The following is a 12,483-nucleotide window of genomic DNA, read 5'->3' as shown; positions in this document are numbered from 1 at the left end:
ATTATGCTGCTTTTAGTGCTGCAAGAAGTTCTGCATCAGAATTAAATGATTTATAAGCGTGAACCTTACCGTTAATTACTAATGAAGGAAAAGACATTGTACCATAGACCATAGTGTCTTGCATTTCTGACAGTTCCTCAATAGTAATTGACAGATTGTTTTCTTGTGCTAATTTTTCTAATTGTTCCTTAATAGGGGAACCTTTTGCACAACAAGAAGAGTGTAAAATTTTAACTTCAGTGTTCATAATAAATGTTTTTAATGATTAAACTTTATTACGAAGTCTGAAATCTTTTAAAAAAGACACATTTTTAGGAACAAAAAAAAGTATTTTTTTGAGAGGTTACTTATAACCAACTATGTATCAATGGTTAATTAGTTATTTTTTTTTCTATTTCTTGTAATGGTGTACAGTGAGGTTTTATTGTGCACGACGAAAAATTACCTGATTTGTCATATTGAATATCACAACATTCTATAAATAGGGTCTTTAATTTTTCTCTACCTCGCTGGATTCTCATTTTTGTTGCGGATAAACCAAGGTTAAGTTGTATAGCAATCTCTTTTTGAGCAATATTTTCAATATCGCTTAGAAGTAATGGCTTCGCATATTTTTCGGGTAGCAAACCAATCATAGGGATGATAAAATCAGACTCTAAAATGGAAGAAACTGTATCACTAGAAATACTATTTTCTTTCCATTCTTCATCAAAATTAAATTCAATCTTGTTTTTATTGTAATAATCTGCAATGGTATTACGAGTTACTTGAAACAACCAAGCTTTGATATTATTAACTTCTATGTTTTTTTTATGAGCCTCTACCAATTTGAGCATCACCTCTTGAACAATATCTTCAGCAAGGTTTATATCGTTTGTTTTCTTTATGATATAAGCTTTCAAGAATTCATAAAATTCTTGTACTACCTCATTGATATTACAACATTCCTTATTTTTTGTTTTAAGTGAATCCATATATTCTATATCAAAGATAAAAAATATCCTATAAGTGAACCACCAATTACAATAAAAGCACTATTTATTTTCTTAAAGACGAAAACAGCTATTAGACTTATAGCGGCAATCAGAATTGTTCTCCAATCAGTCAACGTTTCTTTTCCCATTTCTACACAAACTGCTACGATAACAGCAACTGCTGCAATATTTACCGCATCTAAAAATGCCGAAAATATTTTTGATTTTCGCATTTTTGGAACAAATGGATTTAATATAGAAACAAAGATAAATGATGGAAGAAATATACCAACGGTTGCTGCAATCGCCCCCCAAAAACCGCCTAATTGCCACCCGATAAATGTAGCGGTTGATAAAACTGGGCCAGGTGTAAATTGACCAACAGCCACAGCGTCTATCAATTCTTGACGAGTCAATGTACCTGTAGAAACCAATTCAGCATCTAAAAATGCAAATAATACATAGCCACTACCATAAAGCAAAGCACCTACTTTAAAGAACGTCCATAGAATCTTTAGAGTACTCGGTGTTATTACTACTTGTAATAAAAGAAGTGAAGTAAAACTGTTTAATGTGTTTTTTGAATTTTTAATAAAATATAGAATGAAACCTGAAAGCCCACAAGCAAACAACGCCAAAATTTCGTGGACACCAAGCAAACAAGCAATCAATGTCAATGCTCCTAAAATACCGAGTTCTACATTTTTGAGTGCTTTTTTTCCAAGTCGGTAAACTGCTCCAAGAATAATGGCAATTACCGCTGGTTTTATTCCATAAATGAAAGGTTCAACTTTTGGAAGTTGTCCGTATTGTTGATATAACCACGCAAAAATCATTGTAATAACAACAGCTGGAAAAACAAAACTAGCACCTGCTACAATCAAGCCTTTCCAACCTGCTCTTTCGTGACCGCAATGCATTGTCATTTCGGTAGAATTAGGTCCTGGAATTAAATTTGTTGCTCCAACTAAATCAAGAAAATGTTGATGACTCATCCATTTTCTTTTTTTAACGACTTCATCTTCCATCATTGCAATATGGGCGGCAGGACCGCCAAAAGCAATGCTTCCTAATTTAAAAAAAAGTTTTGCTACTTCTTTTAAGTTTTTCTTACTATCCATTCTTTTGAAATTGGTTTGATTAATAGACTAAACATAAAACCTATTAAAATTGAAGTTACTATATCAGAGACATAATGAGCACCTAATACCATTCTAGAATAGGCTACTAAAAGAGCCCAAATAAAAATAAGTATCACATAGTATTTTTTTAATGAAAAGAATACCAAGCTAAATGCTAAGGTAAAAGCAATTGAAGTGTGACCTGATGGAAATGAAAAGGTACTTGTTTCATACAATTGAATGATGGCAGGATGTACTACAAATGGACGTGGCCGCTTTACAATATATTTTAAAATTAAACTGAATGTTGAGGAAGCTATAAATATTAATAAAAGGCTGTAGTACTTTATTTGGAATGACTTTACTTTATTTTTAATATAAAATAGACCAATAAAACCTAATATCATAATTGAAATAATGAAGGTATATGAAGAAATCCAATAAAATAATGGATCTAAAAAAACGATTCTATTTGCTTGAATCCATCTTAAAAATTCATAATCGATTTGTAAAAAGAAATTCATTTGGTTTTGTACATATTTTTATCTATCGACCAATTCCCACCGCCCTTAATAATTAAAAATAGACTTCCCCAAAGCATTGCCCAATCAGTTCGACTTCCGTGCATCATTATCCAAAATCCATCATTGGCTAAAATGTCTGATTTTGTTGTAACAATGGCAACCAACATAATTACGAGTGTTAAAACACTTGCCAATCGGGTAAGCAAGCCAAGTAAAATCAACGTGCCACAAACAATTTCAAACGTGCCGACAAATGCACCGAGAAATTCTGGTGATGGAAGTCCGATTTTTTCAAATCGTCCTGCACCCCGAATGGCAGGAAATAGAAATTTTTGAATACCTTCCGATAGAAAAACAGCACCAACCATTAAGCGAATAATGATGGTTGTTTTTGATATATCAGTACTAATTGTTTTTTTAAACATTTTAAGCAATTTTTTTTATCAATATGGGATTATACGTTTTATAAATTCGAGCTACTATCCAAGCTATTGGTATACTTAAAATCGCTGGAACTATTATGTCGGATGGATAATGAACACCAAGATAAACTCTACTAAGGCTTACAAAGATTGCCCAAGGAATAAGCACGTATGGTATCCATTTTAATTTCTCTTTAGCCACTAATGTCAAGTAAAATGCTAATGAAAATACATTGGCTGCGTGAGAAGAAATAAAACCAAACTTACCACCTCTATAATCATTTACTAAATGAAGTTTACCTGTCAAATAAGGACTATGGCTTGGCCGCAATCTTTCGAAAAATGGTTTAAATATGCCTGAAGCTAATTGGTCACTTATTGTTATCAGTAATGCTATTAACAGAATCATCAATATTGCGTCCCTTTTATATTTCCATATTAACAGAAATGACAATATCATATAAAATGGCAGCCAAGTGAATGTACCTGTTGCAAACCACATTACAGCATCCCAAAATAGATTGTGATTACCATTCAGCCATAATAGAGTTTCAATGTCTATCTGATTAATAAATTCTATCATTATTTTCTAATTGGTGATTGTCTGTAAAGCGGTTTTTTTATAGTAAAGCTTGGTACTTTTTCCATTGCGTGGCAACTAATGCAGTTATTGGTGAAAACTTGGAAATTTTTGTTGAATACAAGGGTATCTCTTTTTTCGAGTGCTTTTTCCATTTCTGGAATTGCAACGGTTAAGAAATGTTCTGCGGATTTTGCACGTTTGGGTCTTCTTTTCAAGCCGTTCTCAATCGCTTTTTTGATTTTTTCAATTTGGTAATCAGCATATTCCCAATTTTCATCTTGTCCTGCCCAATACAGTTCTTGATAGCGGTATCCTGTTTCTACCATTGCCATATCAAAACCCCTAAATTGGTTTTCGATGGTTTCAATTTTTTCTTGTTCCGTACCTTTTATCCAATTTCCTTCTACTATTTGTTGTTGGTTTTCTCGACAAGAAGAAAGTAGAAGTGCTGTGAGAATATATATTAGCCATTTCATATGTTGTGATTTAATTATGGTGTAAAATTATACAACACAAGACTAATAATATGGTCTATTTGAAAAATGTATGGTACTTAATCATTTGCTTTACGAAAAGCAATTGGGGTATCACCTACGTTTCGTTTAAAGTATTTAGTGAAATGAGAATTATCTTTAAAGTCAAGTTTGCCTGCAATTTCACTAACCGTTAAGTCAGTATAAAGCAAAAGGCGTTTAGCTTCGTTAATAATATAATTGGAAATTACCTCAGCAGAAGATTGACCTGATTCTTTTCTGCATATAGCATTTAAGTTTTGTGGAGTGGTATTTAGTAATTTTGCATAATGACTTACCTTGTTTGTAAGTTCATTTTCTTTACTTAAAAGCAAAATAAGTTCTTGATAGATTGAGCTACATTTTATTTTAGGACTACTTACAATTTTCGATTCAAGAAACTTTGCTAACAGAGCTTTTAACAATCCTTCTATAACTTGATGGTTTTTAATTTTTGCACCTTCATATTCCTTTAATAATATATTTGACATATCAATTACTGTGGTATTATTAGGAAATAGACAAGTTAAGGCACTCAGTTCTGAAATTAGCTTTTTAATATCTTTATCTATACAGTTTTCAATAAAGTTTTTTTTAATAATTAAAACAAACCCTTCAGGTTCTGTTTTGATGTCCCAAAAATGAACCTGTTCTTTACGTATATTGAATACTACAGGTGGTTGAATTTTGTATTCTATTGTGTCAATTGTATGTGAACCAGATCCTTTGGTTAAAAAAATGATTTCGAAATAACTGTTATGTTTGTGGGGTGATGTTTTTCTAATATGCTTCTTAAATTTTGCAATTTTAAAAAGGGAAACATCTTTAGCCTTATTTTGTATTTGAATATCCATCTTTATTTACTACAAAAACCAAAGGTTATTTTTACCGAAGTCAGGTAGTTTATCTCCTTCAAAATGAGGGAATATTTGAGCTACCATTTCTGGGTATTTTATGGTTACTGGTAAGTTTTGTTGTTTTACAGATTTCCAATACATTCTGCTGAATTGATATACTTGGTCTATCAACTCTTTTACAATTGCTATATCCTCAAAATAGTCTTGTTCTGTACAATATAGACTTAGTTTTACAGGGAACGGATGGTCTTTTGCAAAACCGTTACTACTGTATTTGGCATTGTTGAATAACAAATATTTTAGATGTGCAATTTCTATGATTGTACCACTTAAAGGCATTAAGGCATCATCATTGGTATCAAACGCTACATAGTCGCTTGATTCTGTTTTATTGATAGTTACTATAACTATTGGAATATCTAATTTTAATCTACCTAAAGTTTTTTGAATTGGGTCTATTTCGTCTTTGCTTATTGGCTTATAGTAGTGAATGATTAGCCTTTCTGCTTTGTTATCATTATCCACAACAAATTTTAAAATCTGTTTTCCTATTGCTCCAGCTATTAAGTCAAATTCATTATCTCTAAAACAATCAAATCCTTTAAACTCTCCTTTGTTATTAAAACAGAATGCACTACCTACAAAACGAGTATTGGTTTCCATTGATTTAAACGCACCTACACCCACAATTAACTCTTGTTTCAGTTCTCTATCTAAACGCCAAGGAATACCGTCTATTTTAGCCAATAATGCAGGCGTGATATTCTCTAAGAATGCACCAAAATAGGCGTTATTGATACTCTCTTTATAAATGACTTGTGAGGTTATTTCGTGTTTTAAAAGTTCTTCTTTGACTTGATAGTATAGATGTTTGTTATCCTCATCTTCTTTATGAATAGGGCTTACATAAACTGCTACATACCTTGTATTTGGTTGTTTCTCTAAATTGATTAGATGATGTTTGATTTCTTTGATTGCAGTATCTGGACTTTCAAATGCTAAACTTGTATCGTTATCCATATAAAATGGCTGACGAATATGTTTTTTTAACGGTGGAAAGAATGTTTTATATCCTTTTTCAAAATAATTATACAAAGGAATTACATAATCTTTTCTATCAGGTTTATGGTAGATAAAAAAGAACCTTACGTTATCGTGTGGACTTGATTTATAAGGACCAGGATTTTTCATTCCTGCTTTTGGGTCTATACCTACGCCATCATAAAACCGTAAATTGTTTGAGTGATAATGTGTTTGTAATACTTCATCTTCTGGAATATTAAAAAAGCCATTTTCATCTAATGGTAGTATGGCTTTAAATTCATCTGTATTTAGATAGTTGTTGTAAAAAGTAGTTATGTGATTAAAGTAAGGCTTGTATCTATTGCCTTTTCTTGGTACAGTATGCGGTATTTCTAAATGGTTTTTAAGCGGTATATTGAGTAATGGATATACTTGGTCTAAATGTTGTTTTGCATCTTCTGTAAGGTATTTAAAACGCTGTATTTCTTTGTTGTAAATTACTGTTTTGAAATATTCCGTAGGAATGTTGATTTCATCAATACTTGTAGTTGCAACTTTAGAGGTACTATCATAAGATAATAGCAATGCAGGACTTTTAGTTAAGCCTGAAAATTCAATTTTTAAGGTGTATTTGTTATAGCTATTGTATTTGGTTGTTGATGCTTTAGCATCTAATAACCATACTTCTATATCGCCTACATAATTGAATTGTATTGCATCTGCAATAGCAATGAAATATTGATATACCAAACGAGTATAAAGGTGCTTTGCAAACTTGGTACTACTGTATAAATCTACTTTTGTTTTGAGTACACAATCTTCAGTATCTTCAAAATTGGTGTAATAGAATTTATGTTTTACAACTTCTTCTTTTTGATTATCCCATAACTCATTGGGAAGCTCGGTTCTGTGTATAGGGAAATAACCTTCTTTCTTCTCGGTATAAAATCCAAACTCCTTCTGAATAGAAGGGTGTTTGAATGGGATGATATTTATAGTAAGGTTATTCATAAGCTATTTCGTCCAATGGTTAGCTAATAATTCTGCTTGCTTTAATACGGTTTCTGTTGCTAATTTTTGAAGGTCTGGTGGATAGCCAAACTTCCTTAATGCTCTTTTTACCATTACTTTCAGTTTAGCTCTTACACTTTCTTTAATCGTCCAATCTATTGTAGCATTGTTTTTTACAACTTCTGATAAATAGACTGCTAATTCTCTTAAAACCTCATTACCTAATACTTCTTTGGCACTCTCATTTTCTGCAATTGCATAATAAAAGGCTAATTCTTCATTGGTTAAGCCTGTGTCTTTATCGGCTTTATCTTTATTTTTAATACTATTAGCTAACTCAATCAATTCTTCTATTACTTCTGCTGCTGTAAGAATTTTGTTTTGATATTTTTTTATAGAGTTTTCTAGCATTTCCATTAAGGATTTACTCTGTATTAGATTTGTTTTTGCTCTTGATTTTATTTCGTCATTTAGCAATTTTTTTAATGTTTCTAATGCTAAGTTTTTATGCTCCATATCTTTGATTTCCATAAGGAAATCATCAGATAGGATTGAAATATCAGGCTTCTTGATACCTGCTGCATCAAATACATCTATAACACCATCCGAAACTAATGCTTTATCAATTACTTGTCTGATAGCTGATTCTATTTCATCATCTGATTTACCTGAGCCAGTAGTGTCGAATTTTTGTAGTCTTGATTTTACCGCTTGAAAAAAGCCTATTTCATCTTTAGCATCTAATGCTTGCTCGTGAGGTATAGCAATTGCAAACGCTTTAGATAATGCTGTTACTTCATTGATAAAACGTTTCTTACCATCTTCAATACTCAAAATATGCTCTTCTGCTGCTAATATTATTTTAAGTTTAGTTTTCGTATCTGCTGTAAAATATTCCTCATATAATAAGCCTTTATTCTTACCTAAATAAGGTATTGCAGGGTCATTTACTAAATTTGTGAATGCATCAGAATACCCTTGCTCTGGTTTTTCCAAAAACATTTGAGACACAACTTCTAACTTCTCTAACATTAGTTGAACTGCTTGTTCCTGTGCAATGGTTGGGTCTCCTTTTCCACCACTATCCGAATAAAAGGCTAATGCTTTTTTAAGGTCTGATGCTATACCCAAATAATCAACAACTAAACCACCTGGTTTATCTTTATAAACTCTATTTACTCTTGCAATAGCTTGCATTAAATTATGGCCTTTCATTGGCTTGTCAATGTATAAGGTGTGCATAGAAGGAGCATCAAAACCTGTTAACCACATATCACGAACTATCACTAATTTTAATTCGTCTTTTGGGTCTTTCATACGGTCTGCTAATGCTCTACGCTGTTGCTTTGTAGTATGATGTTTTGCCATTTCTGGACCATCAGAAGATGATGCAGTCATTATTACTTTTACAGCTCCCTTATCTAAATCGTCATTATGCCAATCAGGTCTTAACGTGGTAATAGCTTTGTATAGTTCTGCTGCTATTCTTCTCGACATAGAAACTACCATTGCTTTACCTTCAAAAACTTCTTGACGAGCTTCAAAGTGTGTTACTACATCTTTTGCAATGCTTTTTACTCTTTTTTGGCTGCCTACTAAGGCTTCTAATTTTGTCCATTTTGCTTTAGCCTTTTGGGTTTCGGTTAATTCTATTTCGCCTAATTCCTCATCTAAATCTTCAACCATTTTTTTACCTTCTTCTGTTAAGGCAATTTTGGCTAATCTACTTTCATAAAATATTCTAACTGTTGCACCATCTTCTACTGCTTGGGCTATATCATATATATCTACATAGTTCCCAAAAACTGCTGATGTGTTTACGTCTGTATTTTCAATAGGTGTTCCTGTAAAACCTAAATAAGTGGCATTTGGTAAAGCATCACGCATATACTTTGCAAAGCCATACACTACTTTATTACCTACTACGTTACCGTCTGCATCTTTTTCATCTATGGTTTTTGCTTTAAAACCATATTGTGTTCTGTGAGCTTCATCTGCTACAACAATGATGTTTTTACGTTCTGAAAGGGTTTCAAAAATGTTTCCTTCTTCTGGTTGGAATTTTTGAATAGTGGCAAAAACAACTCCACCTGATGCAACTTTTAGCAACTCTTTTAAGTGTTGGCGATTTTCAGCTTGTACCGGTGTTTGTCTCAATAATTGTGTGGATGAAGCAAATGTGTCAAATAATTGGTCGTCTAAATCATTTCTATCTGTTATGACTAATATGGTAGGGTTGTTTAGATTTAAAACAATTTTACCTGAATAGAAAACCATAGACAAAGACTTACCAGAGCCTTGTGTATGCCATACTACACCACCTTTTCTATCTCCATCTTCAACACTTGCCAATTGTGTGCTTATAACTGCTTTGTTAACTGCATAGTATTGATGATAGGCTGCTATTTTTTTTACTGTTTCTATGGTAGTAATTCCTGTTTTTAAATCTTCTTTTTTAGATTTTTCAAATACAATAAAATGGCGAATAAGGTCTAAAACGGTTTTTTTATTTAGCATCCCATTGATTAGCGTTTCCATTTCAGGAATAAGATGTGATGCTTCACTTTCTCCGTCTGCTGTTTTCCAAGACATAAAACGTGTAAAACCTGCCGATAATGAACCAGCTTTGGCTTCTGTACCGTCTGATATTACCAATATGCTGTTGTAGGTAAATAATGACGGAATGGTAGCTTTATAGGTTTGTATTTGCTTGTAAGCTGACCTTATGGTTGCATTTTCGTCTACTGCATTTTTTAGCTCTATGACTACTAAGGGTAAACCATTTATAAATAGAATTACATCTGGTCTTTTATTGTTGTTATTTTCAATTACCGTAAACTGATTGATAACATTAAATTCATTGTTATTTACCGTATCAAAATCAACTAATTTTACAATATCTCCTCTTTGGCTACCGTCTTTTTGATAAGTTACATTTATGCCCTCTGTGAGCATTTTATGAAACGTTTCATTATCGGTTAATAAATCAGGTGTGCCTATACGCAATACTTGCTTTAGAGCATCTTCTTTAGCATTACTCGGAATACTTGGATTGATGCGGTCTATTGCTTTCTGAAGCCTTTCTGTAAGAATTACTTGGTCAAAAGAGGTTCTTTCTTGTGCATCTGTATCAGGTGCAATATCTGGACCATAGATATAGGAATACCCAAGATTTTCTAATTCTTCTATTGCATATAATTCTATATCGTTTTCAGTAACTTTTGCCATAGCTTAAAAATCATTCAATTCTAATTCTATTCTTTCATCAATATTTTTCTGTAACTTAATATGCATAGTATTTAGATGGTTCTTCTTTTTTATAAGAAGAGAATAGAGTTCTGAAAATTCTTTAATTAGATTGTCGCATCCAATTTTAATTGGAAAATCAAGCAAATAATTCATCTTCATATTTGGTCTTGTAGATGTTTCATTCGTAATTCTATTGATATACTTTCTAAATGAAGAGCTTTGAAGCCAAGCATAAACATACTGTGCAGGTATAGCTTCTGTTATTTGTAGGCGTATTAAACCGTTATTATATACGCTCATTAAATCATTTGATATATAACGCGAAAGGCCTAAAACACTTGTTCTTGTTACAATTATATCATTAGCCTTTAATTGATATTGTTTGAAAATTTTTTCTGTCACTTTACTAAAACCCCATTCATTAAAAGGTCTTTCATTAGTTATGTCGCCTATTCTAATACATCTAACACCTGTATCATCCTCAACAATTGGAGCTTTTTGTATAGCATCAGCACCAGTATTACTCTTTTCAACTACCTCCGAAAGTTTTACGGTTTCTAAATTGTTAGACAATTGAATAGATTTTGGAAGATTCTCATTAATAATCCATTCTTTAAAAATTAATTCCCCCAAATAATCAATAACTTTTACTGATTCTAATTTGATATTGTCGAAATTGTTATCCGGATAATATGAGTTCAGTTTAGTTCTTATGTCATTATTGATGCCATTAGATATTTCATCTAATTCATTCTGTGTTTTATTAAATGCTAATATTTTAGAACTGAATGATAGCTTTTCTTCTGGGTCAACAATATCGCCAACATACCTACCAGGTGTTAAAATGTGTTTGTTTTTCTTAATTTCATCCAAGCTCGCAGATTTACAAAAACCAATGACATCTTGATAATTATTGTTGTTTTTCCAATCTTCATAAGTTTGTGCAACTTCTTTTAAATCATTACTGTCAAGTATTCTAAGTTTTCTGCTAACCATTTCACCAAAGTTTGATGCATCAATGAATAGTACTTCATCACGAGTTCTATTCTTTCTCAGAAACCACAATGATGCTGAAATACCTGTATTAAAAAACAATTTCTCAGGAAGCATAACTATACAGTCTATTACATTGGATTCAATCATTTGTTTCCTAATAACATCATCATTTAAAGTATCTGAGGACAAAGCACCATTCGCTAAAACAATACCTGCTGTACCATTAGGAGATAAGTGATACAGAAAATGTTGTAGCCAAGCAAAATTTGCGTTTTTTGCTGATGGGATGCCGTAGTGCCACCTTGCGTCACCCCTTAATAAATCACCGCTCCAATCACTATCATTAAAAGGCGGATTTGCGATAATATAATCTGCTTTTAAATCTTTATGAGCATTGTTTAAAAATGAGCCTTCATTGTTCCATTTTACTTGTGAGCTATCAATCCCTCTAATGGCTAAATTCATTTTAGCCAAACGCCAAGTAGTCTGATTGCTTTCTTGCCCGTAAATGGAAATATCATTGATTTTACCTTGATGAGCCAATATGAATTTTTCAGACTGTACGAACATACCACCTGAACCACAACAAGGGTCAAACACTCTACCTTTATAAGGTTGTAGCATTTCTACCAATAATTTTACGATGCTCTCTGGCGTGTAGAATTGTCCGCCCTTTTTACCTTCAGCCAATGCAAATTCTCCTAAGAAATATTCATATACTTTACCTAATAAATCTTGACTTCTGCTTACTTCATCACCTAAAGCAATGTTACTAATCAAGTCAATTAGTTGCCCTAAACTGGTTGGGTCTAAATTCTCTTTGGCAAATGCTTTGGGTAGTACTCCTTTTAATGAGGCATTGTCTCTTTCAATAGCATCCATTGCATTATCAATGTCTTTACCTATTTCAGGTAATTTGGCTCTACCTTGTAAATAAGACCATCTTGCAGAAGGTGGCACAAAGAATACATTTTCTGCTCTATACTCGTCTCTGTCTTCTGGGTCAGCACCTGCATATTCGCCTTCACCTGCTTGCAGTTTAGCATAGAGTTCTTCAAAAGAATCAGATATATATTTTAGAAAGATTAAACCTAAAACGATATGCTTGTATTCTGCTGCATCAATATTTTTACGCAGCTTATCTGCTGCTTTCCAAAGCTGTTTCTCAATTGGTTCTTGCTTGGTTTCCTTCTTTTTTGCCATTCTGTTAC

Annotated in this window: 11 protein-coding genes; all 11 read right to left on the bottom strand. The window is 32.4% G+C overall.

Features of this window, described 5'->3' with window-relative positions:
* Position 1: 1 nt before the first annotated feature.
* The gene (locus tag AACZ88_RS10140; RefSeq protein ID WP_225573212.1) at positions 2-247 is read right to left on the bottom strand and encodes a thioredoxin family protein; all 246 of its coding nucleotides are present in this window, start codon (positions 245-247) and stop codon (positions 2-4) included.
* A 124-nt stretch (positions 248-371) separates the two neighbouring features.
* Positions 372-974 carry a sigma-70 family RNA polymerase sigma factor gene (locus tag AACZ88_RS10135; RefSeq protein WP_339709484.1) on the bottom strand — a complete coding sequence of 201 codons (603 nt, stop codon included), beginning with the start codon at positions 972-974 and terminating at the stop codon, positions 372-374.
* A gap of 5 nt (positions 975-979) precedes the next feature.
* The gene (chrA, locus tag AACZ88_RS10130) at positions 980-2,095 is read right to left on the bottom strand and encodes a chromate efflux transporter (protein WP_339709482.1); all 1,116 of its coding nucleotides are present in this window, start codon (positions 2,093-2,095) and stop codon (positions 980-982) included.
* The gene (locus tag AACZ88_RS10125; protein ID WP_225604077.1) at positions 2,074-2,619 is read right to left on the bottom strand and encodes a phosphatase PAP2 family protein; all 546 of its coding nucleotides are present in this window, start codon (positions 2,617-2,619) and stop codon (positions 2,074-2,076) included. Before AACZ88_RS10125 ends, chrA begins: the two co-directional genes overlap by 22 nt.
* On the bottom strand, positions 2,616-3,044 hold the full coding sequence (locus AACZ88_RS10120) for a DoxX family protein (RefSeq protein WP_225604076.1): 429 nt from the start codon (positions 3,042-3,044) through the stop codon (positions 2,616-2,618). The genes AACZ88_RS10125 and AACZ88_RS10120 overlap by 4 nt, the downstream gene beginning before the upstream one ends.
* Position 3,045: 1 nt before the next feature.
* Entirely contained in the window at positions 3,046-3,624 is a 579-nt protein-coding gene (locus AACZ88_RS10115; protein ID WP_286493035.1) for a phosphatase PAP2 family protein, read from the bottom strand.
* Positions 3,624-4,100, bottom strand: a complete 477-nt coding sequence (locus AACZ88_RS10110) for a hypothetical protein (protein ID WP_286493033.1) — start codon at positions 4,098-4,100, stop codon at positions 3,624-3,626. The genes AACZ88_RS10115 and AACZ88_RS10110 overlap by 1 nt, the downstream gene beginning before the upstream one ends.
* 77 nt (positions 4,101-4,177) lie before the next feature.
* Positions 4,178-4,990 carry a helix-turn-helix transcriptional regulator gene (locus AACZ88_RS10105; protein ID WP_286493031.1) on the bottom strand — a complete coding sequence of 271 codons (813 nt, stop codon included), beginning with the start codon at positions 4,988-4,990 and terminating at the stop codon, positions 4,178-4,180.
* 9 nt (positions 4,991-4,999) lie between these two features.
* Entirely contained in the window at positions 5,000-7,027 is a 2,028-nt protein-coding gene (locus tag AACZ88_RS10100; RefSeq protein WP_339709474.1) for a Piwi domain-containing protein, read from the bottom strand.
* 3 nt (positions 7,028-7,030) lie between these two features.
* A complete protein-coding gene (locus tag AACZ88_RS10095) occupies positions 7,031-10,255 on the bottom strand; it encodes a type I restriction endonuclease subunit R (protein WP_339709473.1) in 3,225 nt (1,074 codons plus the stop codon).
* Between the two features lie 3 nt (positions 10,256-10,258).
* Positions 10,259-12,475 (bottom strand): N-6 DNA methylase, encoded by a 2,217-nt coding sequence (locus AACZ88_RS10090; protein WP_339709472.1) that lies wholly within the window; start codon positions 12,473-12,475, stop codon positions 10,259-10,261.
* Positions 12,476-12,483 lie beyond the last annotated feature (8 nt).

Origin of the sequence: uncultured Kriegella sp., from assembly GCF_963975415.1 — a bacterium.
In the GTDB taxonomy this organism is placed as follows: domain Bacteria; phylum Bacteroidota; class Bacteroidia; order Flavobacteriales; family Flavobacteriaceae; genus Kriegella.
The sequence above is the reverse complement of the archived record's forward strand: the minus strand, read 5'-3'. Positions and strand labels throughout refer to the sequence as shown.

Bases quoted from the DNA above. Each gene is read 5' to 3' on its own strand.
- AACZ88_RS10140 (WP_225573212.1), bottom strand. From the start codon at position 247: ATGAACACTGAAGTTAAAATTTTACACTCTTCTTGTTGTGCAAAAGGT.
- AACZ88_RS10135 (WP_339709484.1), bottom strand. From the start codon at position 974: ATGGATTCACTTAAAACAAAAAATAAGGAATGTTGTAATATCAATGAG.
- chrA (WP_339709482.1), bottom strand. From the start codon at position 2,095: ATGGATAGTAAGAAAAACTTAAAAGAAGTAGCAAAACTTTTTTTTAAA.
- AACZ88_RS10125 (WP_225604077.1), bottom strand. From the start codon at position 2,619: ATGAATTTCTTTTTACAAATCGATTATGAATTTTTAAGATGGATTCAA.
- AACZ88_RS10120 (WP_225604076.1), bottom strand. From the start codon at position 3,044: ATGTTTAAAAAAACAATTAGTACTGATATATCAAAAACAACCATCATT.
- AACZ88_RS10115 (WP_286493035.1), bottom strand. From the start codon at position 3,624: ATGATAGAATTTATTAATCAGATAGACATTGAAACTCTATTATGGCTG.
- AACZ88_RS10110 (WP_286493033.1), bottom strand. From the start codon at position 4,100: ATGAAATGGCTAATATATATTCTCACAGCACTTCTACTTTCTTCTTGT.
- AACZ88_RS10105 (WP_286493031.1), bottom strand. From the start codon at position 4,990: ATGGATATTCAAATACAAAATAAGGCTAAAGATGTTTCCCTTTTTAAA.
- AACZ88_RS10100 (WP_339709474.1), bottom strand. From the start codon at position 7,027: ATGAATAACCTTACTATAAATATCATCCCATTCAAACACCCTTCTATT.
- AACZ88_RS10095 (WP_339709473.1), bottom strand. From the start codon at position 10,255: ATGGCAAAAGTTACTGAAAACGATATAGAATTATATGCAATAGAAGAA.
- AACZ88_RS10090 (WP_339709472.1), bottom strand. From the start codon at position 12,475: ATGGCAAAAAAGAAGGAAACCAAGCAAGAACCAATTGAGAAACAGCTT.